At 53.0% G+C, this 23,467-nt stretch carries 16 protein-coding genes; 14 read left to right on the forward strand and 2 right to left on the reverse strand.

Annotated features, from left to right (window positions below; all coding sequences use genetic code 11):
* Positions 1 to 11 precede the first annotated feature (11 nt).
* Both JS578_05645 and JS578_05650 read right to left on the reverse strand, forming a co-directional pair.
* The gene (locus JS578_05645; GenBank protein QRX64713.1) at positions 12 to 422 is read right to left on the reverse strand and encodes an ATP-binding protein; all 411 of its coding nucleotides are present in this window, start codon (positions 420 to 422) and stop codon (positions 12 to 14) included.
* On the reverse strand, positions 419 to 763 hold the full coding sequence (locus tag JS578_05650) for a transcriptional regulator (GenBank protein QRX64714.1): 345 nt from the start codon (positions 761 to 763) through the stop codon (positions 419 to 421). The genes JS578_05645 and JS578_05650 overlap by 4 nt, the downstream gene beginning before the upstream one ends.
* Positions 764 to 1,290: 527 nt before the next feature.
* Here JS578_05650 and lysS point away from each other — a divergent pair.
* The 14 genes from lysS to JS578_05720 all read left to right on the forward strand — a co-directional run bounded on the left by lysS (position 1,291) and on the right by JS578_05720 (position 23,454).
* Entirely contained in the window at positions 1,291 to 3,024 is a 1,734-nt protein-coding gene (gene lysS / locus JS578_05655; GenBank protein QRX64715.1) for a lysine--tRNA ligase, read from the forward strand.
* Positions 3,025 to 3,051: 27 nt separating this feature from the next.
* Complete coding sequence (locus tag JS578_05660; GenBank protein ID QRX64716.1) at positions 3,052 to 4,047, forward strand: NAD(P)H-dependent glycerol-3-phosphate dehydrogenase; 996 nt, start codon at positions 3,052 to 3,054, stop codon at positions 4,045 to 4,047.
* A 58-nt stretch (positions 4,048 to 4,105) separates the two neighbouring features.
* A complete protein-coding gene (locus JS578_05665) occupies positions 4,106 to 5,455 on the forward strand; it encodes a glucose-6-phosphate isomerase (GenBank protein ID QRX64717.1) in 1,350 nt (449 codons plus the stop codon).
* 68 nt (positions 5,456 to 5,523) lie between these two features.
* The gene (locus tag JS578_05670) at positions 5,524 to 6,264 is read left to right on the forward strand and encodes an HAD hydrolase-like protein (GenBank protein QRX64718.1); all 741 of its coding nucleotides are present in this window, start codon (positions 5,524 to 5,526) and stop codon (positions 6,262 to 6,264) included.
* Positions 6,265 to 6,341: 77 nt separating this feature from the next.
* Positions 6,342 to 8,279: an NAD(+) synthase gene (locus JS578_05675; GenBank protein QRX64719.1), complete on the forward strand. Its 1,938-nt coding sequence runs from the start codon at positions 6,342 to 6,344 to the stop codon at positions 8,277 to 8,279.
* Between the two features lie 42 nt (positions 8,280 to 8,321).
* Entirely contained in the window at positions 8,322 to 9,743 is a 1,422-nt protein-coding gene (locus tag JS578_05680; GenBank protein QRX64720.1) for a phosphotransferase, read from the forward strand.
* Positions 9,740 to 10,477 (forward strand): nucleotidyltransferase family protein, encoded by a 738-nt coding sequence (locus JS578_05685; protein ID QRX64721.1) that lies wholly within the window; start codon positions 9,740 to 9,742, stop codon positions 10,475 to 10,477. The genes JS578_05680 and JS578_05685 overlap by 4 nt, the downstream gene beginning before the upstream one ends.
* Before the next feature lie 205 nt (positions 10,478 to 10,682).
* Complete coding sequence (locus JS578_05690; GenBank protein QRX64722.1) at positions 10,683 to 11,855, forward strand: AGE family epimerase/isomerase; 1,173 nt, start codon at positions 10,683 to 10,685, stop codon at positions 11,853 to 11,855.
* Positions 11,856 to 12,002: 147 nt separating this feature from the next.
* Entirely contained in the window at positions 12,003 to 15,257 is a 3,255-nt protein-coding gene (locus JS578_05695) for a TonB-dependent receptor (GenBank protein QRX64934.1), read from the forward strand.
* Between the two features lie 24 nt (positions 15,258 to 15,281).
* Positions 15,282 to 16,889 (forward strand): RagB/SusD family nutrient uptake outer membrane protein, encoded by a 1,608-nt coding sequence (locus tag JS578_05700; GenBank protein QRX64723.1) that lies wholly within the window; start codon positions 15,282 to 15,284, stop codon positions 16,887 to 16,889.
* Between the two features lie 86 nt (positions 16,890 to 16,975).
* Positions 16,976 to 17,662, forward strand: a complete 687-nt coding sequence (locus tag JS578_05705) for a sialate O-acetylesterase (GenBank protein ID QRX64724.1) — start codon at positions 16,976 to 16,978, stop codon at positions 17,660 to 17,662.
* A gap of 6 nt (positions 17,663 to 17,668) precedes the next feature.
* Positions 17,669 to 19,741, forward strand: a complete 2,073-nt coding sequence (locus JS578_05710) for a sialate O-acetylesterase (protein ID QRX64935.1) — start codon at positions 17,669 to 17,671, stop codon at positions 19,739 to 19,741.
* A gap of 58 nt (positions 19,742 to 19,799) precedes the next feature.
* Positions 19,800 to 21,479 carry an exo-alpha-sialidase gene (locus JS578_05715; protein QRX64725.1) on the forward strand — a complete coding sequence of 560 codons (1,680 nt, stop codon included), beginning with the start codon at positions 19,800 to 19,802 and terminating at the stop codon, positions 21,477 to 21,479.
* Positions 21,480 to 21,501: 22 nt separating this feature from the next.
* Positions 21,502 to 23,454, forward strand: coding sequence for a family 20 glycosylhydrolase (locus JS578_05720; GenBank protein ID QRX64726.1), 1,953 nt, complete (start codon positions 21,502 to 21,504; stop codon positions 23,452 to 23,454).
* Positions 23,455 to 23,467: the final 13 nt, after the last annotated feature.

The following is a 23,467-nucleotide window of genomic DNA, read 5'->3' on the forward strand; positions in this document are numbered from 1 at the left end:
CAATAGAAGGATTAAAATCTGATTGTCAATGCAAGCCTCGTACCGATGCCGGGGGTGGAGGTAAGCTTCATTTCATCGCTGTTTTTCCGGATGTTAGGCAACCCCATACCGGCACCAAAACCCATCTGTCGCACCTCCTCCGTAGCTGTAGAGAACCCCTCCTCCATCGCCCGTTCGATGTCTTCAATGCCGGGGCCTTCATCTTCGATCACCACATTGAGATGATCGATATTGATATCCACGCACATACTACCCCTCCATGCGTGAGCCACCACATTCATCTCCGCCTCATAGAGGGCTACTGCAATTCTTCTAAGCACCTGAGGTGCGATGTTGAACTGCTTCAGCGTCTTCTTCACCTGTGAGCTGGCACTGCCACCGGCACTGAAGTCACCTCCCTTTATCTCATAACAGAATTTCATCGGTACACCGGTTCCAATCCACCCTGATAGAGTCGCCCCGATATTTCGAAGAGGGTCAGCGCAGATTCGATCAGGGTGATGTGATGCTCCTCCGCAAGTGCTAACATGTCAGGGGTGACCCGTTTGCCACGAGCAAAGATGATGCAGGTAATATTGGACATCTCGGCTGTCCGCAGCACCTGTATGGTGCAAAGACCAGTTACCAGCACGGTCTGCTCCATTTGAAAACGGAGCACATCGCTCATAAGGTCTGAGGCGAACGCTTTTGTGTAGCGTGTTGAAACATTCCCTTCCAGGAGAATCGTTCCTTGAATCAATTGGTTCAGTTGTTGTGCATTCATCTGTTTCAATCAAACTGTTTTCATGTTTCAGACGTCTCAACAGATTCTACGTTGACAGGCGGTGTGCAGAAGATGATGAGATCTATCTCACTCAACGATTTCATCGAGGTGGTCACCGAAGACCAAAACATCGGTTTGTGTTTTCATAAAAGTACAATTAATCAACAAACAACGCATCAGGTAATAGCATGTATCCGATCTGCAGGCTTATTGCATTGCCATACCTTCCTTATTCTTCAAGATATTCTGTACGTTACATAGGACAAATGTAAGCATTCCGGCAATATTGAGGAAATTTTTCCATAATTATTTTGTAAACCTTCCTCAAGTACCTTTGAAGGGGAGGAATCAACAGGAAAATATGCTTCTTAGCGAAATATTTTGTACTTTTGCACAGATTTTTGCTTCGCCGTTGCGTATGCATTTTTCCACATTGGTCTTTTGCCCACGATGGCGTATACGGGCTTCCTGCTGAATACCTCTACCCAGTCGAAGGCAAACCCACCAAAACTATTGAACAAATTCGTATGAACAATTTAGAACTTAGCGAACAGGAGATCATTCGCCGCCAAAGCCTTGACGAACTGCGAAAAATGGGAATAGAACCTTATCCCGCAGCACTCTATGAGGTGAATGCCTGGTCCACAGAGATAAAAGATGCTTTCAGAGACGAGGCTGAACGCCGTCAGGTAAGCATTGCCGGTCGCATCATGGGACGCCGTATCATGGGCAAAGCCTCTTTCGTGGAGCTGATGGATGCCCAGGGACGCATCCAGGTCTACATCACCCGCGACGACATCTGCACCGGAGAGGATAAAGAACTCTACAACACCGTTTTCAAGAAACTCACCGATATCGGAGACTTCATCGGTATTACAGGTTACGTTTTCCGCACCAAGACCGGTGAGATCTCTGTACACGCAGAATCGATGACCATCCTCTCCAAGTCACTCAAACCACTACCGGTTGTGAAAGTGAAAGATGGGGTAACTTTCGACAAATTTTCGGATCCCGAGATGCGCTACCGTCAGCGATATGTTGATCTACTGGTGAATGACGGGGTGAAAGATATCTTTTTGAAGCGCACCCGCCTCTTCGATGCGATGCGTAATTTCTTCAACGAAAGGGGGTATCTCGAGGTAGATACACCTGTGCTGCAGAACATCCCGGGTGGTGCAGCCGCTCGCCCGTTCATCACCCATATGAATGCACTCGACATCGACCTCTACCTTCGAATTGCCAATGAGCTCTACCTGAAACGGCTGATTGTGGCAGGCTTTGAGGGGGTCTACGAGTTCTCACGGAACTTTCGCAACGAGGGGATGGACCGCACCCACAACCCTGAGTTCACGGTGATGGAGATCTATGTGGCTTATAAGGACTACAAGTGGATGATGGCATTCACAGAGCAGATGCTTGAACAGGTGGCCCTGCAGGTGCTGGGTACCACGAAGGTGCAGGTGGGAGATCATGAAATCGACTTTAAGGCTCCATACCGACGTGTCACCATGATCGATGCGATCAGGGAGCATACCGGCATCGATATCAGCGGGATGGATGAAAAGCAATTGCGGGATGTGTGCCGTGAGCTGGGCGTGGAAGAGGATGAGACCATGGGCAAGGGGAAGCTTATTGATGAGATCTTCGGTGAAAAGGCTGAAGGCAACTATATCCAACCCACCTTTATCATCGACTACCCCATCGAGATGTCACCCCTCTGCAAGCGGCATCGCAACAATCCCGAGCTGACCGAACGGTTCGAGTTGATGGTCAACGGCAAAGAGCTTGCCAACGCTTACTCGGAGCTGAACGACCCGATCGACCAACGGCAACGGTTTGAAGAGCAGCTGCGCCTCTCCGAGAAGGGGGATGACGAGGCGATGTTCATCGACCAGGATTTCCTACGTGCCCTGGAGTATGGAATGCCTCCCACCTCCGGCATGGGTATCGGCATGGACCGACTCGCAATGCTGCTCACAGGTCAGACCTCCATCCAGGAGGTGTTGCTCTTCCCGATGATGCGTCCGGAGAAAACAGTGAAGAGAGATCCCCTCACTCGCTACACTGAAGCAGGCATCCCCGAAGAGTGGGCAACCCTGTTACAGAAAGCTGGTTACCTGCAGCTAGAGAACCTCAGAGAACTCAATCCCAATAAGCTGCACCAGGAGATCTGTGGGATGAACAAAAAGTTCAAGTTGGGACTGAACAATCCCACCCCCGAGGAGGTTAAAACATGGACAGAGCATGCCGCATCAATTTAACGGCCTGAAAATCTGAAACAAGACAACATGGATTCAATCGGCAAAATCTGTATCCTGGGTGGCGGCACCTGGGGAACGGCACTCGCCAAGATGGTACTGATGAACCAGAAGCACATGAACTGGTTCATCCGCCGCGACGATCAGATCGAGGGGTTCTACAAGCTGGGGCACAACCCCTCCTACCTCACCAATGTCAAATTCAACCTGGCACAAATCACCTTCTACTCCAACATAGAGAAGGCGATAAAGGACTCCGACACCATCATCGTGGCCATCCCCTCCCCGTATGTGAAGCAATACTTCCGCCGTATCTGGAACAGCTCCTTCCGAGGCAAATTCGTGGTTTCCGCCCTCAAGGGAATCATTCCCAACGACAACGTGGTGATGAGCGAGTTCCTGGCAGCCAACTACAAGATTCCTTTCGAGAACATCGGTGTGCTCTCAGGCCCCTGCCATGCAGAGGAGGTAGCTCTCGAGCGCCTCTCCTTCCTCACGGTGGCCAGCAAAGACCAAAACAAGGCTGTTCTTCTCTCCGAGGCAATCAACTCCCGGATTCTCAAGACTCGCATCTCTGACGACGTGGTGGGCATTGAGCTCGCCGCAGTACTAAAAAATATTTACGCCATCGCGGCCGGCATCTGCCAGGGACTGCTCTACGGCGACAACTTTCAGGCGGTGCTGATGAGCAACTGCGCCAAGGAAATGTCGAGCTTTCTCAACGGAGTGCTACCCATGGAGCGCTGTATCGCAGAACAGCACTATCTGGGCGACATGCTGGTCACCGGTTACTCGCAGTTCAGCCGCAACCGCACCCTGGGGGCCATGATCGGCAAGGGCTACTCGGTGAAGAGCGCACAGCTGGAGATGGAGATGATCGCCGAGGGCTACTATGGAGCCAAATGTATCCACGAGTTAAACAACCGCTTCAAGGTGGATATGCCCATCGCACATACGGTTTACCAGATCCTCTACGAGAAGCTGTCACCACAGGAGGCAATCCGCAATCTGATCAATTTCTTCTAGGAGATCACAATCTAATTCATTCTGAATAGAATCAATTCACCAACAAAATAAAAAAACAATGGATCATATTCAACTACAAATCAAGGATGTGGCAAAGTTTCTTCCCGAGGAAGAGATCCTGAAACAGGCAGCACAGGCAATAGCCTGCAATCAGGCACTGCACGATGGTAGCCGTGCCGGGAACGATTTCCTGGGATGGGTGAATCTTCCCTCCTCCATCACCGACGAGGAGATGCGGGAGATAGAAGATGTGGCTACCATACTGCGCACCCGTTGCGAAGCAGTGGTGGTGGTGGGCATCGGTGGCAGCTATCTGGGTGCCCGGGCAGTGATCGATGCACTCAGTGACTCATTCGACTGGTTGCAAGAGCCCGCAAAACGTAAGAATCCGGTGATCCTCTATGCAGGAAACAACATCAGCGAGGATTATCTCTATGAGCTGATGAGTTACCTCGACAACAAGCAGTTCGGGCTAATCAACATCTCCAAATCGGGGACCACCACCGAACCGGCTCTCGCTTTCCGTCTGCTGAAAGACCTGCTGGTGAGCAAAGTGGGTAAGGAGGAGGCCCGCCAACGAATCGTGGCGGTTACCGACGCTGCCCGCGGTGCCCTGCGCACTCTGGCAGGAACGGAAGGCTATAAAACCTTCGTGATCCCCGACAACGTGGGCGGCCGCTACTCGGTACTCACACCTGTGGGTCTTCTCCCCATTGCCGTGGCAGGCATCAACATCCGCAAGCTGGTGGAAGGTGCCCTCGAAATTGAAAAAGCATCAGCGGCCTCTACAGCGTTTGACTATAACCTACCGGCCATCTACGCAGTGATCCGCAACGAGCTCTACAAAAGAGGCAAGAAAATAGAGATTTTGGTCAACTACCACCCTAAGCTCCATTTCCTGGCAGAATGGTGGAAACAGCTCTTCGGGGAAAGTGAAGGCAAGGAGAACCTGGGGATCTTCCCCGCCGCGGTTGACTTCACCACCGACCTCCACTCCATGGGACAGTGGATTCAGGAGGGGGAACGCACCATCTTTGAAACAGTTCTTTCCATCCGCAAACCCAACCAGAAGGTGGAGATTCCACACGATGACAGGGATCTGGATGGCCTCAACTACCTGGAAGGAAAACGGGTGGATGAGGTAAATAAGATGGCGGAACTGGGCACCCGCATCGCCCACGTGGACGGCGATGTACCCAACCTACTGATAGAGCTGCCGGAGCTGAACGAGAAGTACATCGGCCAGCTGATCTACTTCTTCGAAAAAGCCTGCGGCATCAGCGGATACCTGCTGGGTATCAACCCATTCGACCAACCCGGCGTAGAGGCTTACAAGAAGAACATGTTCGCCTTGCTCGAGAAACCGGGCTTCGAGGAAGCCACACGTGTGATCAAGGCAAGACTTTAATAATTATGTAAAACAAGGAAACCGCCTGGCTGCTTCACAGCAGTCGTGCGGTTTTTTTATAGAAAAGAATGAAAGAAATACTGACTGACTATTTGCAGCGGAACCGGCTTCAACGGTTCGACTTGAAAGCGGTGATCTTCGACATGGATGGTGTGCTCTACGACTCCATGCCTGCACATGATCGCTCCTGGCAGCAGACCATGGATGAGTTGGGGCTCACCCATGAGCCCAATGAGTTTTATCTGCATGAAGGAAGAATCGGAAAGGCAACCATCGACATAATTTTTCAACGCAACCTGAAACGGGATGCTGCGGAAGAAGAGGAAAAGCGGATCTATGCCCGTAAATCGGAACTGTTTCAGGAATACAACAGCGGGGCCACAATACCCGGAGCAAAGGAGGTCCTAACATTTGTACGGGAAGAGGGCCTGATTCCGGTGCTGGTTACCGGCTCAGGACAACCATCACTATTGGAGCGCCTCGACCACCACTTCGCCGGATGCTTCACCCCAAAAACAATGGTCACTGCGTTCGATGTGGTGAACGGCAAACCCGACCCGGAGCCATTTGTAAAAGGGTTGCAGAAAGGGGGAGGGTTGCAGCCACATCAAGCCATCGTGATCGAGAATGCTCCACTGGGTATTGAGGCTGCGGTGGGTGCCGGCATCTTCACCATCGCAGTAAATACGGGCCCCCTTCCCGACATCATTCTGCGCGAGGCGGGTGCCTCCCTGGTGTTCGACTCAATGCACCAGCTGGCTGAGGTACTCCCTGAAATCATCCGGCTGGCAGGTGAGGTTACGGCATAGCAGATTAATGGTTGGCCGCCGCAATATTTTTACCAATTTATCACTACCTTTGCCTGAAAGGCTGTAAAATATAGCATATGTATATCAACAGGCAGGGTTTTATACGCGTAGCGGCCACCTCACCCCGGCTGAGGGTTGCCGATTGCGACTACAACAGGGCAGAGATCCAAACAATCATTGGTCAGGCCGTGGAGGAACAGATACAAATCATCTGCTTCCCGGAGCTGGCACTCACCGGCTACAGCTGCGGTGATCTCTTCTTTCAGGAGACGTTGCAGAGAGAAGCACTCTCTTCATTGCAGCAGCTGGCACTATTCATGCGCGACAAGCCTTCTATTATCGCCATCGTGGGATTGCCGATGCGCATTGGCAGCAAACTGTTCAACATGGCCGCGGTAATCTCTGCCGAAGGTATCCTGGGAGTGGTACCCAAGAGCAATTTACCAAACGATCGGGAGTACTATGAGAAAAGGTGGTTTGCCGCGGCAGCCGACCTCGTTGCATCCTCAATACAGATAGGAGAGTATGAGGTACCGACAGCACCTGACGGTATGATTTTCCGGACTCCCTACGCCACCTTCGGGGTGGAGATCTGTGAGGATCTCTGGATGCCCATTCCCCCCTCATCCCGACTGGCAATGGAGGGAGCCGAACTGTTGTTCAACCTGTCGGCCAGTAACGAGCTGGTGGGCAAACATCGCTATCGAAAATCGCTGGTTTTACAACAGTCGGGGCGATGCAACGCAGCCTATATCTATGCCTCTGCCGGCACCGGTGAATCGTCTACCGACATGGTCTTCTCCGGCGCTTGCCTCATCGCCGAGAACGGCACCCTTCTGGCAGAATCGAAACGATTCTCACCCGACAACGTACTGATTGCAACCGATATAGACCTCGATGCGCTGCGGCACGACAGGCTGAAGAACAGCAACTACAAAAACAGTACGCATCACCCCGCTACTGTTGTGGGCTGCTCCCTTACAGAAGTTGCAACCAACACCTTTCTTCACCCGGTGCCGGAACATCCCTTCATCCCATCAACAGAATATGAAGACGAATCCCTCGCGGAAGTGTTCAGTATTCAGACGGAGGGATTGGCCAAACGACTTCGCCACACCGGCATTGAAAAGGCTACCATTGGTATCTCCGGAGGACTCGATTCCACGCTGGCGCTCCTGGTCACCATCGCCACCTTCGACCGGCTGCAGTTGCCACGCGAGAATATCGTGGGAATCACCATGCCGGGATTTGGGACCACCAACAGAACCTACCGTAACGCCATTGACCTGATGCACGCCTCCGGCATCACTGTCAGGGAGATCCCCATTGAAGAGGCGGTAAAACAACATTTCAAAGATATCGGCCACGACATCGACGACCACAGTGTCACTTACGAGAACAGCCAGGCACGTGAGCGTACACAGATCCTGATGGATGTTGCCAATAAAATCGGGGCATTGGTAGTGGGAACCGGCAACCTGTCGGAACTTGCATTGGGTTGGGCAACCTATAACGGCGACCAAATGTCGATGTATGGCGTCAATGCCAGCGTACCAAAGACACTGGTGGCCACTCTGGTTCGCTGGATCGCCGACAACCGGATGGAAGCAAACGCCCGCACCATCCTCCATGACATTCTCGACACCCCCTTCAGTCCGGAACTACTGCCGGCTGCTGCCGACGGCCAGATCGCACAAAAAACAGAACATTTTGTGGGACCCTATGAGCTGCACGACTTCTTCCTGCACCGGATGCTGCGCTTTGGTGACGGCCCGGCACGCATCCTCTTTCTGGCCCGGTTAGCTTTTGCCGGGCGGTTTGCTGACGAGGAACTGACCAAATGGCTCAGAGTCTTTTACAAACGATTCTTTTCACAGCAATTCAAACGCTCATGCATGCCCGATGGTCCCAAGGTTGGCTCCGTGAACCTTTCACCCCGGGGCGACTGGCGTATGCCGAGCGACGCAATGGCCAACCTTTGGCTCAAAGAGCTGGAAGAGGAATCAAATGAGTAAAAACCTGACACTGAAACTTTGAAGAAAAACAACAATTCATAGATGCAATCCCTTACCAACCTTTTCACCTCCTTTACAGGGAAGCCACACGAAACACTTGAAGCACTGCCTACCTCCGGCTCCAATCGCACATACTACCGCATCAGCGCCGGTAATACATCACTTATAGGTGTACATGGTGATTCGCGCGAGGAGAACCGTGCATTTATCGCGCTCTCCGACCACTTTCACAAACAAGGCCTGAATGTACCTCAGGTGCTGGCGGTCTCCGGTGACGAAAGTTGCTACCTGCAGGAGGATCTGGGAGACTCAGTGTTGTTCGACCGAATCAGGGCAGGTCGGAATACCGGTGTGTTCAGCCATGGTGAAAAGGAATTGCTACACAAGACCATTGCCCTGCTCGCGGATATTCAACACCTTGGGGCACGCGATCTCGACTTCAACGTCTGCTACCCCTTGCCATCCTTCAACCTCCGATCGGTGATGTGGGATCTCAACTATTTCAAGTACAACTTCCTGAAGACAACCGGCATGGAGTTCCTGGAGGGCCAACTGGAAAACGACTTCGATAAAATGGCAGAAATATTGCTGCAAGACGAGACCCACACCTTCATGTACCGTGACTTCCAGTCGCGCAACGTGATGCTGGTGGAAGATGAACCCTACTTTATCGATTTCCAGGGCGGCAGGAAAGGACCGGTATACTACGATCTTGCCTCCTTTCTCTGGCAGGCAAAAGCCAACTTACCGGCTGAATTGCGTGAGGAGCTCATCGAAACCTATATCACCTCACACCGAAAATACCAGCCGGTGGAGGAAACCACCTTCCGTGAACAACTGCGTCACTTCGTGCTCTTCCGCACACTCCAGGTGCTGGGAGCTTACGGTTTCAGGGGGTATTTTGAAAAGAAGCCTCATTTCATCCAGAGCATCCCCTTTGCACTGAACAACTTGCGGGAATTGCTGGAAGAGGGGTTTGAAGAATACCCCTACCTCTGCATGATTCTGCGTAAGATGTGCGAACTAAAACAATTTGCCGACAGCCGTAAGCGAGAGCTGGAGGTACGTATCTACAGTTTTGCCTATAAGAAAGGTATCCCGGATGATAGCTCCGGTAACGGTGGGGGTTATGTCTTCGATTGCCGTGCCATCAACAACCCGGGAAAATTTGAACGGTATAACAATGCAACAGGCCTCGACGAATCGGTAATCCGTTTTCTGGAAGAGGATGGTGAGATCGTCTCATTTCTTCATAACATCTACCCGCTTATCGACCAGCATGTGAAGCGTTACATGGAACGTAACTTCACCAACCTGATGATCTCATTTGGATGCACCGGCGGACAACATCGATCTGTCTATGCAGCACAGCATGTGGCGGAACATATCTCACAAATGTTCGGTGTGAAAGTATCACTGGTGCACCGTGAGCAGAATCTTGAGCAGGAGTTCAGAAAAAGATGAAAGCAATGATTTTCGCAGCCGGTCTAGGCACCCGCCTCAGCCCCCTCACCGACACGCTACCGAAAGCACTGGTAAGGGTAGGAGGCAAGCCGCTGCTCCAGCATACCATTGAAAAGCTGACTGTAGCCGGCTTTGATGAAATCATCATCAACATCCACCACTTCGGACAGCAAATCATCGATTTTGTGGAAGCAAACAATTGTTTCGGCATCCGTATTGAATTTTCTGATGAGAGGGAACAGTTGCTCGATACCGGCGGTGGCATCAAGAAAGCAGCTTGGTTCTTCGATGACAATCGTCCTTTTTTGGTACACAATGTGGATATCCTCTCCACGGTCGACCTGCGGGAAGTGATGAATCACCATCTGAACAATGAAGTTCCGGCAACACTTGTTTGCAGTGAACGGGAAACCAACCGTTATCTGCTTTTCAACGACCAGAACCATCTCCGCGGGTGGATTAACAAAAAAACGGGTGAAGTGAAATCACCTGTTGCCAAGTTTCAACCCGCCGGTTTCACCCATCTGGCATTCTCAGGCATACAGGTGCTTCATCCTTCTCTGCTCCATGAGATGGACTCCTTTCCCGATCGTTTCTCCATCATCGATTTTTACATCTCTCTCTGTAACACCCATCCCATCACCGCCTACCTGCCCGACAAAGGGAATATCCTCGACGTGGGCAAACTGGAAGCGATTCAACAGGCTGACCTATTCCTGCTGGAAAAGAGCTGAACGATTTCTCTTTTTTTAACCCATTTTCTCAAAAAAAACAAACTGGGAAGAGTTCAACAATGTTAAATATTAACCCCTAATTAAATATTTTAATTATAAAGCTTGCATATTTAAAATATTAAACGTTTATTTGTGCAGTTTTTTGAAAATATCGACCCGGGAACGCATCACAGGTAGAAATGAAAGAGTATAACCGAACAAGCTCATGACATATTTTAACAATCTTGCAACTCAGTACAGGGCAGAACTGCTCGACAAGGTGGTCCCCTTCTGGCTGAACCGCTCACAGGACCTGGAGCATGGAGGCTACTTCACCTGTCTCGATCGGCAGGGGAACGTATACGATACAGATAAGTTCATCTGGCTTCAGGCAAGAGAGGTGTGGCTTTTCTCAATGCTTTACAACAAAGTTGAAAAACGTCAGGAGTGGCTTGAATGTGCTGTTCACGGAGCCGAATTTTTGAAAAAACATGGCCATGACGGCAACTACAACTGGTACTTTTCTCTCACCCGTGAGGGAAAGCCCCTTGTAGAGCCATACAACATCTTCTCCTACACCTTCGCAGCCATGGCCTTCGGTCAGCTGAGCCTCGCCACCGGGGAGAATGAGCATGCCGATATCGCAAAAAAGACATTCGACATCATCCTCTCCAAACAGGAGAATCCCAAGGGACAGTGGAACAAGGCGCATAACGGAAGCCGCCCGCTCAGGGACCTGGCATTCCCTATGATCCTCTGCAACCTCTCGATGGAGATCGAACACCTGCTGGAGAAGGAGTACCTGATGGAAACCATGGAGCATTGCGTCACCGAGGTGATGGGCAAGTTTCGCCACCCTGAACTGGGGGGACTTTTGGTGGAACACCTCACCCCAGACGGGGAGCTCTCCGACAGCTTTGAGGGACGACTGATCAACCCGGGGCACGGCATCGAAGCGATGTGGTTCGTGATGGACCTGGGAGTACGGCTCAATCGGCCCCAACTGATTGAGAAGGCGGTGGAAACCACCCTAAAGACGGTGGAGTACGGCTGGGACAAGGAGTATGGCGGCATCTTTTATTTCCTGGACCGCAAGGGATATCCACCCCAGCAGCTGGAGTGGGATCAGAAGCTCTGGTGGGTTCACCTGGAGGCAATGATCGCACTGATCAAGGGTTATCAACTGACCGGCTCTAAGAAAAGCCTGGAGTGGTTCGAAAAAGTGCAGGAATACACTTGGAGCCATTTCAGAGATCCCGAACACCCAGAGTGGTGGGGTTATCTCAATCGGCGTGGTGAGGTGCTGCTCGATCTTAAGGGGGGCAAGTGGAAAGGTTGCTTCCATGTACCCAGGGCGCTCTACCAGATCTGGAAAACACTGGAAAAAACCGGTCAGTAAATAGTTTAAAACCTCTCTGAAATTTGACAATCGGGGAAGGTCATAGGTGTATCAACGGCACATATTAAATATCTATATTATAAAATTTGACTATTTTAAATTACCTAAACAACCAGCGGAAAGATGAAAAAGAATCTTCAACAAATGATGCGTAAAGGCATCCCGGGATTGTTCCTGTGGATATTGTCTTTAACCCTCGCGGCCCAGAACGTTACAATTAACGTGTCAGGCAATGTGACCGACGCGGCCTTCAAAGAGCCGGTGATTGGGGCGACGGTTGTCCTTCAGGATGACCCGACCAAAGGAACCGTCACTGACATTGACGGTAATTTCACCCTCAGGGATGTACCGACCAACGCCACGCTGGTAATCTCCTATGTGGGTTATGCACAACAGGTGATACCGGTCAACGGGCAAACGACCTTCAACGTGGTGCTCTCCGAGGATAGCGAACTGCTTCAGGAGGTGGTTGTGACCGGTTACGGTGGCACACAGCTTCGCAGCAAGGTGACCAACTCTATAGCCAAGGTGTCGGAAGAGACGCTCACGGTAGGTGTTTTCTCCAATCCTGCACAAGCACTCTCCGGTGCTGTCTCAGGTCTCCGTGTTATCCAGACCTCCGGTAATCCGGGTGCGGCACCGCAGATCGTTCTGCGTGGCGGTACCAACCTCAACGGAACCGGAACCCCCCTGGTGATGGTCGATGGACAGTTGCGCGACGGGCTAAACGACATCAACCCCGAAGACATCGAGTCGATGGAGGTGCTGAAGGATGCAGGTGCTACTGCCCTCTATGGTGCTAGGGCCAGCAACGGTGTTATCCTGGTCACCACCAAGAGTGGCAAGGCCGGACAACGTTCCATCAGCCTGAAAGCCAAACTAGGTTTCAACTACGTGAACAATCCATACACTTTCCTTGGAACAGAGGACTATATCACCTACATGAGGGAAGCGTATGTGAACACCCCCTGGGCCCCGAAAAACAACATCAACGGAGCTGCTCCTATGGGAACAGGTAATGTGTATGGTGAAAACATGCTCTGGAACCTGATGAAATACTCAGAGGAAAACAAGTTCCTCCTGGAGAAAGGGTGGAAAACAATGCCTGACCCGGTCAACCCCACGGATATGCTGATTTACCGAGAGACAGACATCGCCAAGTACAGCTTTGTGAACCCCTCAATGACACAGGATTACAACCTGAACATGTCGGGCGGCAACGAACGGGGCAGCTACTATGCCGGTCTGGGATACAACCACTCGGAAGGATTGCCAATAACCTCCTTCTACAAAAGGTACAGTTTCATCCTGAACGGAAGCTACAAGGTGACCGACTGGCTGAAAACCACCTCCAACTTCAACTACAACCGAGCCAACTGGCAATCAATGCCGCCCACGCAGAGCAGTGAAGAAAACTACTTCGGCCGTATTCAATCTGTCCCACCCACCGCACGCTACGAGGATGAGGAGGGCAACATGCTGCTGGGAGCAAATGCCGGGGATGGGAACCAATCCTACCAGGCTGACCGGTTTATCCGCGACAACCAAACCGACAAGTTCACCATGATCCAGTCGTTCGACGCTCAGCTACTCAAGAACCTCTCACTCAGGGGATCGGCACAATGGTACTACAGCGAAGGTCTCTACGAGTCCTTCAACAGGGACTACGAAACCAACATAGGTAGGTTCAACCGCAGCAGGTCCACATCTGCCAGCTTCGACCGCGACTTTTCACAGACCTACAACACCACGTTGAACTACAACACCGCTTTCGCAGGCAACCACAACCTGGATGCACTGCTGGGGATGGAATATTTCGACAGGGCAAGCAGGGGTTTCAGTGCTTCCGGATCAGGGGCACCCACCGACGACTTTCAGGACCTCGAGCTGACCGACACAGATGAGAACATGCGCAGCATCGACTCCTGGCACTCGCAATACCGTATTCTCTCATACTTCGGCCGCGCCAACTACGACTACATGGGAAAATACTTACTTTCAGGGGTGTTCCGATATGACGGTTATTCATCGCTGCTGGGCGATAACCGCTGGGGCTTCTTCCCAGGTGTATCTGCCGGCTGGATCTTTGGATATGAGGATTTCGTAAAAGAGAACCTGCCCGCGCTCTCCTTCGGTAAGTTGCGCACCAGCTTCGGTATCAACGGAAATGCCAGCGGCATCGGGGCCTATACGCTCCAGGGATCCTACAACCCACAGACCTACAACGGCCGCACCGGTTTCCTGATCGGCGGACTGCCCAACCCCGCATTGCGCTGGGAAAAGACACGCACCTTTGAAGTGGGTATGGATGTCAGCTTCTTCGAGAACAGGCTGAACACGAACCTCACCTACTACAGCCGTCTGACGATGGACAAATATGCCGCTTTTGTCCTCCCCACAACCACCGGCTTCTCCTCCATCACCAACAACAACGGTGAATTCAGAAACAGGGGATTGGAACTGGAACTCTCCGGCAGGATCATCCGCACCGAAGATTTCAGCTGGGAGATAAAGGGAAACATCACCTACAACAAGAACAAGATCATCTCACTCCCGGACAACGGACTGGAGAGAAACCGACAGGGAGGACAGGAGATCTATACCGGCAACGGAGACGAAAAGATCTTCGTGGGCGGCTATCAGGAAGGACAGGAACCGGGCATGCTTGTTGCATACCGTTTCGACGGAATATACAAGTCTGCAGACGAAATCCCGGGCGACTTGGTAGTGAAAACGGGCAACGCACAAGGTAAATATCTCTATGGGCCGGCAGCTTACAACGCACTGTCAGACGCCGAAAAATCAAGGGCCCTCCAGATTGAGCCGGGAGATGCCAGCTGGGGAGACATCAACGGCGACGGCATCATCGACAACTTCGACCAGGTGGTGATCGGCAATACCACACCCCGATGGACCGGAGGCTTCAACACCAACTTCAGGTACAAGAACTTCTCGCTTTACGGACGCTTCGACCTCGGCCTGGACTTCTGGACCTACGACAACACCACTCCCTGGTTCCTGGGTAACATGCAGGGTACCTACAACACAACCACCGACGTGTTCGACACCTGGACACCGGAGAACCCGAACGCCAAATACCCCCGCTATGTGTGGGCTGACCAATTGGGCACGGCCAACCTCTATCGCGCCTCCACCCTTTTCGCCTACAAGGGGAACTACCTTGCGTTCCGCGAATTATCACTGGCCTACAGCCTCCCGAAGAACCTGGCCAACAAGTTCTACATGCAAAGACTTGACCTCTCAGTGACCGGTCAAAACCTGGGGTACCTCACCGCAGCCCCCATCGCCAGTCCTGAGCGTGCCATCGGTACAGGAATCGCCAGCGGTACCGGCTACGGCCTCCCCCGCACCCTCCTGTTTGGTATTAACTTGACATTTTAAAACATCTGTAGAAAATTGCATATTATGAAGATCTCAAAATTTACATTCATATCCGGAGTGCTGACGCTGTTGCTCGGAGTCTCATACACCTCCTGCAGCGACTCACTCGACTTGGCTCCCGTGGACTACTACGGCAGTGAATCTTACTGGAAAACGGAAGCACATGCGGCAGGATACATCGATGGTATCCACAAGCACCTGAGAGATGCTGCATGGCAACATACCATAGTTTTTGGAGAACTGAGGGGAGGCCACTTCATCTCTGGCACGAGCGGTGATGGCTCATCGGTGTTCAGCGGCTCAATCATTGAGCAAAACTTCGATGCCAACAATACCGGAGTGTCAGGATTCGGCAACCTCTACGGCAGAATCACCAACTGCAACCTCTTTATCGCCCGTGTGAAGGATGCCGACTACATCGAAGAAGCAAAGAAAAATTATTTCATGGGAATGGTGCACGGCATTCGCGCCTTCTACTACTTCGAGCTCTACCGGATTTATGGCGGGGTACCCCTGAGACTGGGAGTTGAAGTGATTGACGGTGAACTGGACCCTACCAAACTCTACATGCCCAGGGCAAATCCCTCGGAGGTGATGGCTCAAATCAAGGATGACCTGCAGAAATCACTCGATTACTTCGGCACTGTAAATGGATTCAACCCCTATGGGATGGGTAGCAAGGTATACTGGAACAAGGCAGCCACCGAGGCGCTGACCGGTGAGGTCTACCTCTGGAACGCCAAGGTAACCACCGGTGACAACAGCGCCAATCAGGCTGACCTGGCTGTAGCCAAACAACACCTTGAGAATGTGGCAAACAACTACGGCTTAAAGATGCTGACCGATTTCTCAAAGGTGTTCGATGCTACGAACAAGGCCAATGACGAAATCATCTTCGCCATCCGCTACGCCGAGGGTGAGGCATCAAACGAGGCCAGTTACTTTGTATACAACGTGGGTACCGGCCAGACCAACAGGAACTCCTACCTGGAAGATGGCACACTCTTTGACGATCCGCTGCAACTGGCAACCACCTCTTCGATGCAACGCTATGAATACAAAAAAGAGTTCTTCGAACGCTTTGATATGTTGGACAGCCGCCGCAACGCCACCTTTTTACCCGCATACAACAAAGACGAAGAGGGGCAACTGGTGCTGAGGGGGACCCATGTGAAGAAAAACATCGGTTACATCAACTCCAACGGTATCCGCCAATGGGTGGGCGATTATATCTACTACCGCTTGCCCTGGGTCTACCTATCGCTGGCTGAAATTGCTAACATGGAAGGTGACAACCCCAAGGTGGAGGAGTACATCAACAAGGTACGCCAGCGTGCATACGGAGACAACTGGAGCAGTGAAGTTGCTTTTACTGCCGGTGATTTCACCACCAACGAACTGGCGATCCTGCATGAGAAGGACAAAGAGTTCGTACAGGAGGGTCAACGCTGGTGGGACCTGCGACGCATGACCCTCACCAAGGGAGGCAAACACCTGGTATTCACACCGGAGGGGAGCATCGACGGCAATCCGATCCTGAACGAAGCCACTGAAGCACACAAGGTACTCTGGCCGCTCAACAAGGGACTCCTCGACAACGATGATGCCTTGGAGCAAACTCCGGGATACTAACCCCTATCCCTGAACAGTGATAATCCAAAGATGGCATTGAACCCAATTAATGCTATCTTTGGATTTGTTTCAAAATAAAAGAACAGATGCGATCAATCTTCCTTCACACAGCCCTTATCCTTTCACTGCTGAGTAGCCATGCACAGCCGGGAAGTTCGGGAGAACAACCTGCCAGGAAATATTCAACCTTCTATCACCAGCGGGCTTCACTCTTTGAAAGACTGCCGATAACGGGAACGGATATCCTTTTTGTGGGCAACAGCATCACCAATGGCGGTGAGTGGGCAGAGCTTTTTGACAATCCCCGCATAAAAAACCGTGGCATCAGCGGAGATATCTGCGAAGGTGTTTACGACAGGCTGGAGCCGCTACTGGAGGGAAAACCGGATAAAATATTCCTGCTAATCGGCATCAACGACCTTGCACGGGGTAATTCACCCGACTCGATCATTGTCCAAACCGGCAGGATAACAGATAGGATCAGACGTAAGTCACCTGGGACAAAGATCTACCTGCAGAGCATTCTACCTGTGAACGAATGTTACGGGATGTTTGAGGGACATACCAGACATCGTCAGATAATTGCACCACTGAATAAGCGATTGAAGGAGATGGCCGAAACAAAATCAATCACATTTATCGACCTTTACAGCCATTTCGTGAACCCCGGGAGCGATAGGCTGGATACCCTCTACAGCAATGACGGTCTCCATCTTATGGGTGAGGGATACCTAAAGTGGGCGGAGATCGTGAAACCTTATCTGGAAGAATAAGCAATGATGAAAAAGAATATTCTCTCTATCCTGCTACTTTTTCCGCTGTTGCTATCCGCACAACAGGTGAAGGTGGCCTGCGTGGGCAACTCGGTCACCTATGGTTACAAGCTGGCGGACCGTTCGTCGCACGCCTATCCTGTACAACTGCAGCAGCTGCTGGGAGATGACTACAGGGTGGAGAACTTCGGCCACAGCGGCGCCACACTGCTGGAAAAGGGTCACAACCCCTACCGGGAGCTGCCTGCATTTGAAAATGCGGTTACCTTCGAGCCCGATATCGTGGTGATCCACCTGGGACTGAACGACACCGACCCGCGTAACTGGCCCAGATTCCGGGACGAGTTCACCAAAGACTACATAGACCTGATCCGCACCTTCCGGCAGTTAAAGCCTGACACCAAAGTATGGATCTGCCGCCTGACACCCATTTTCAGCTGGCACCCCCGCTTCAAGTCGAGCACCCGTGTATGGTACGACCAGGTGCAACGAGAGATCGAACGGGTAGCAGCAGTGACCGGCGTACCGCTGATCGACCTGAACAGTCCCCTCTACAACCGCCCCGACCTCTTCCCCGATGCACTCCACCCTACGACCGAGGGAGCGGGTATCATCGCAAAAACGGTATACGGTGCTCTCACGGGCGATTTTGGCGGACTGCATCTGCCGGAGATATTCAGCAACCATATGGTGATGCAGCGCCACAACCCTGTGAAATTCTGGGGTACCGCCAATGCGGCGACCGAGGTGACCATCCGTTTCGCTGGGAAGACAGGCAAGACGCGAACAGGCGACAACGGGAGATGGGAGATCACATTTCCACCGATGAAGGCAGGTGGTCCTTACAAGGCCACCATCACAAATGAAGAGAGCACCATCCACCTCACCGACATCCTGATGGGTGAGGTGTGGATCTGCTCCGGCCAGTCCAACATTGCATTCCGGCTGCAGGATGCCGCCACAGCAAAGGAAGATATCCCTCTCTCCGCGAACAGTCAGATCCGCTTCTTCGATATGAAGGAAATCGCACCAACCAATGCCATGGAGTGGGATGAGGGCGTGCTGTCAAGGGTGAACCGGCTCGAATATTACCACCCCACATCCTGGACCCTATCAGACACACTCACGGCAAAACAGTTCTCCGCCGTGGGTTACCATTTCGGCAGAATGCTGCAGGAGCAGCTGGGTGTGCCCGTGGGACTGATCCACAATGCTATCGGCGGCTCACCCACCGAGGCGTGGATCGACCGAAAAAGCATGGAGCATGACCCGCTGATGGTCGACTTCTTCACCAATTGGCACAACAACGACTTCATCGATGGATGGGTGCGTGAGAGGGGCATGCAGAACATCGTCCGTGCAAAAGAGAACCCCTTTCAACAACATCCTTACAAGCCCTCCTACCTCTTTGAGAGCGGTATGGCCCCGATTACCCGCTATCCCGTAGCCGGTGCCATTTGGTACCAGGGTGAGTCGAACGCCAATAATGTGGAGCTGCATGAGCAGTTGCTCCCCGCCATGGTGGATAGCTGGCGCAACGCCTGGGAGCAAGATTTCCCCTTCTACTACGTGCAGCTCTCCAGCATGGAGACAGGACGCGAGTCGTGGGGACACTTCCGCGACAGCCAGCGCAGGCTGACGGAACAGATTCCCCGCTCCGGAATGGTGGTCACCTCTGATCTGGGGCACCGGACCGATGTCCACCCACGTAGGAAGAAAGAGGTGGGTGAGCGGCTGGCCCGGCTGGCACTGGCTTACACCTACGGAAAGAAAATCTCCAAAAGCGGACCACTCTATCGCAGGGTGCAGTTTGAGGGAGAAAGAGCCATCGTATCCTTCAGTGAGGCAAAGAGATTGCGTTCCTCTGACAACAAGCCGGTGCGCGATGCCGAGCTGGCGGGAGCTGACAAAATATTCTACCCGGCAGAGGCAGTGATCCGGGGCAACCAACTGGTGGTGACGAGCGATAAGGCACCCCATCCCGTGTTCGTGCGCTATGGTTGGAGCTCCTACACTGAAGGCAACTTGGTCAATGAAGCGGGACTACCCGCCTCCACCTTCTCATCAGAGAATCCATAATATAACAGAGGGTTTAGCCGATGAATAACATCGGGGCTCCCCCCAGAAATTTGACAACATGCATCAACTCACGCTAACCTCACTCCTGTTGCTCTTCACCGCCGCGGTTGCTCCGGCAGCTGAGGCAGTAGCAGCTGCTCCCGACAGCACGATATGGGCACCGCAAGTGGTTGGAACACCTCCCAGTGATGCCTACATCGGCCTCTCACTCCTGGAGGATGGTGAGATCCGCCACTACAACTATGGAGAGCAGGCGGAACCGGGTTCCTTCTACCTCTCCAGCCACGACAAGGGATCCACATGGAAGAAGGTAAACATCCCGAAGGAGATCCCCTTCGCCGACAGCCGCAGCCCCCTCAGCGGCGAATACATCCGGCTGACAGCTGCACCGGGGATGGGCACCTATGCCATCCGTACCATGGGTGGTCTGGAGGGTGGACGTGAGTTGCTTAAAGTATCTGACACCATGGCGATCATGCTAAAACCACCCCTCTTCACAAGACAGGGCAAACGGATGATCGTCGCCGGACACTACGGCCTGCAGAAAGGACTTCCCAGGGCATGCTTCACCTTTTACTCCGACGACGACGGCCGCAACTGGCAGCGTTCATCGCTGATCACAACTCCCGATCACCAGGGAGGCGGTTTCCACGACGGCATTCGCTGGAACCACGGCGCCGCAGAGCCGACAGTGGTGGAGCTGAGCGACGGTCGTCTCTGGATGCTGATACGCACCTCGCAGGATCATCACTACCAATCCTTCTCGGAAGACGGGGGAGTTACCTGGAGCGAAGCCGCTCCCTCACCATTCTACGGCACCATCACCATGCCTACCATCGGCCGCCTGCAGGATGGACGGATCCTCTTCCTATGGTCCAACACCACCCCGCTGCCGGAGGTGAACCAGACTACGGGCGTCTGGGACGATGTCTTCACAAATCGAAACGCCATCCACGCGGCAATCTCCTCCGACGAGGGGAGGACATGGCAGGGTTTCCGCGAGCTCTACCTCGACCCGCGACGCGATGCTGCGGACTTCGGCCAGACGCCGGGAATCGACAAAAGTGTTCACCAAAGCCAGTTCGTGGAGATGGCACCGGGAGAACTGCTGGTCTCGCTTGGGCAGCACCCGCTGCACCGCGTGATGGTGCGGTTTCATGCCGACTGGCTCTACGAACAGGAGCGCTACTGCGACTTCACCGACGGGCTGGCACAATGGAGCCTCTTCAGCTACTTAAAGGGAATTGTCGGGCACTGCGGCTACAACCGCACCGCGGGATGCAGCCTCGAGGAGGGAAAGCTGAAGATACAGTATATCGAGAACGACTCACTGCTCACCCCGGTAAGGGGTGCCGTCTGGAACTTCCCCGCCTTCCGCAGGGGACACATCACCGCCTCCATCCAATTTAACAGCAGCGATACAAAAGGGAAGCTACTGCTCAACGACCGCTGGTTCAACCCCACCGACACAGTAGCTCGTCACTTCGCACCCTTCACGGTGCCGCTCAACCCTGTACTGCTGAGAATCAAGGACAATAAACCACACCTGCTGGAGGTGAAGTGGGACCTCGATGCGGTCAGGCCACACGTCCTGGTCACGGTCGACGGTAAGCAACGAATGCGGATCCCACTGGCCAACGAGTCGCTCCACGGCCTCTCCTACCTCCACCTCCTGAGCGACACCAATCCCGGCGACAAGGGATACCTGGTTGAATGGGTAAAAGCAGAAGCACTTTAACTGAATAACAAAGAGAACAGATATGAAGATCACAACATTCCTACTAACCTCACTACTGCTCCTCTCCTGCAGGAGTGGAGAGAAAGAGCAATCACTGCAGCTGTTGCCGCAGCCGCAGATGCTCACCCTGGCCCCCTCCGGACAGCACCGTCTCCATCAGGGAGCACCCGATCCATCGCTCATTACCATAAGGCAGGTGGATGCGATCCCCGCAGCAGAGGTGAACCCCGACGAGGCCTATCGCCTGGAAATCACACCTGACTCTATCCTGATGGAGGCCACCACGGAGAAAGGAATCTACTGGGCCCGGCAGACGCTGAACCAGCTCGTCGCCTCCTCAGACGGTAACAGCCTCCCCGCGCTCGAGATCACCGACTGGCCCGCCTTCCGTGTGCGCGGATTCATGCACGACGTGGGTCGAAGCTTCATCTCAGTGGAAGAACTGAAGAAACAGATTACACTCCTCTCACAATTCAAGGTCAACCTATTTCACTGGCATCTCTCCGAGAACCAGGGGTGGCGCCTGGAGAGCAAACGCTATCCGCAACTCAACGACAGCAGCAGCTTCACACGGCTGGCGGGAGAGTACTACACCATTGCAGATGCCCATGAGATCGCCGCCCACTGCCGGGCCCACAACATGCTGCTGATACCGGAGATAGACATGCCGGGCCACAGCGCCGCCTTCGTGCGGGCCACCGGGCACGATATGCAATCGCCCGAAGGGATGAAGATATTAAAGGATCTGATGGAGGAGATCTGCACCGAGGTGTTCCCCGATGCCCCCTGGATCCATATCGGCACCGATGAGGTGCAGTTCACCAACCCCTCCTTCGTGCCGGAAATGGTGTCACACATCAGGGGACTGGGCAAGAAGGTGATATCCTGGAACCCGGGATGGAAATACCAGTCGGGTGAGATCGATGCCACGCAGCTATGGAGTTACCGCGGCAAGGCACAGCCAGGCATCCCCGCCATCGATTCCCGCTTTCACTACATCAATCACTTCGATGCCTTCGGTGATATCGTAGCCCTCTATAACAGCAGAATCTATGACACCGACAAGGGGAGCGACGACATCGCTGGTGCCATCCTCGCCATCTGGAACGACCGTCTCCTGGAGAAAGAGGAGCAGATCATGCTGCAGAACCACTTCTACCCCAATATGCTCGCGCTGGCCGAAAGGGCCTGGCGCGGAGGCGGATCGGAATACTTCAACAAGAAGGGTGTCATCCTGCCGGTTGATGAGAAAGATGAATCCTTCCAATCCTTTGCCGACTTTGAACGACGCATGCTCTGGCACAGCGAGCACACCTTTGCCGGCTTACCCTTCCCCTATGTGAAACAGACCGATATACGGTGGCGTATCAGCGACCCCTTCCCAAACGAGGGCGACCTCTCAGCAGTATTCCCGCCGGAGGAAGCGCTGAGCGACAGCTACCAACACAACGGCGCGACCTACGGATCACACCCCGCGGTGGGCGCCGGCATCTACCTGCGCCACGTCTGGGGCAGCAATACCGTCCCGGCCTTCTACGATGAACCGCAGGAGAACCATACCGCCTACGCATGGACCTTTGTATGGTCGCCCACAGAGCAGACAGTAGGACTCTGGGCCACAACGCAGGACTACAGCCGCTCCGAGAGCGACCTGCCACCGCCACAGGGGGAGTGGGACTTCCGGCAAAGCCGCATCTTCCTCAACGATGAAGCCATTGCCCCACCACGCTGGGAGAACAATCACAATGAAAAAAGTAATGAGGTCACGTTGAAGAATGAGAATTTCACCGCCCGTCCTCCGCTACCGGTAACCCTGCAGAAAGGATGGAACAAGGTGCTGATCAAACTGCCCATTGCTAAATTCAGCACACCGGAGGTGCGATTGCAGAAATGGATGTTTTCCTTTGTGTTCGTCACCCCCGACGGAAGCGAACGAGTAGAGGGACTGGTCTACAGCCCCGAAAAAAAGAGATAAAAAGGTTAGAACA

Source organism: Dysgonomonadaceae bacterium zrk40 (genome assembly GCA_016916535.1).
Lineage (GTDB): Bacteria > Bacteroidota > Bacteroidia > Bacteroidales > Dysgonomonadaceae > Proteiniphilum.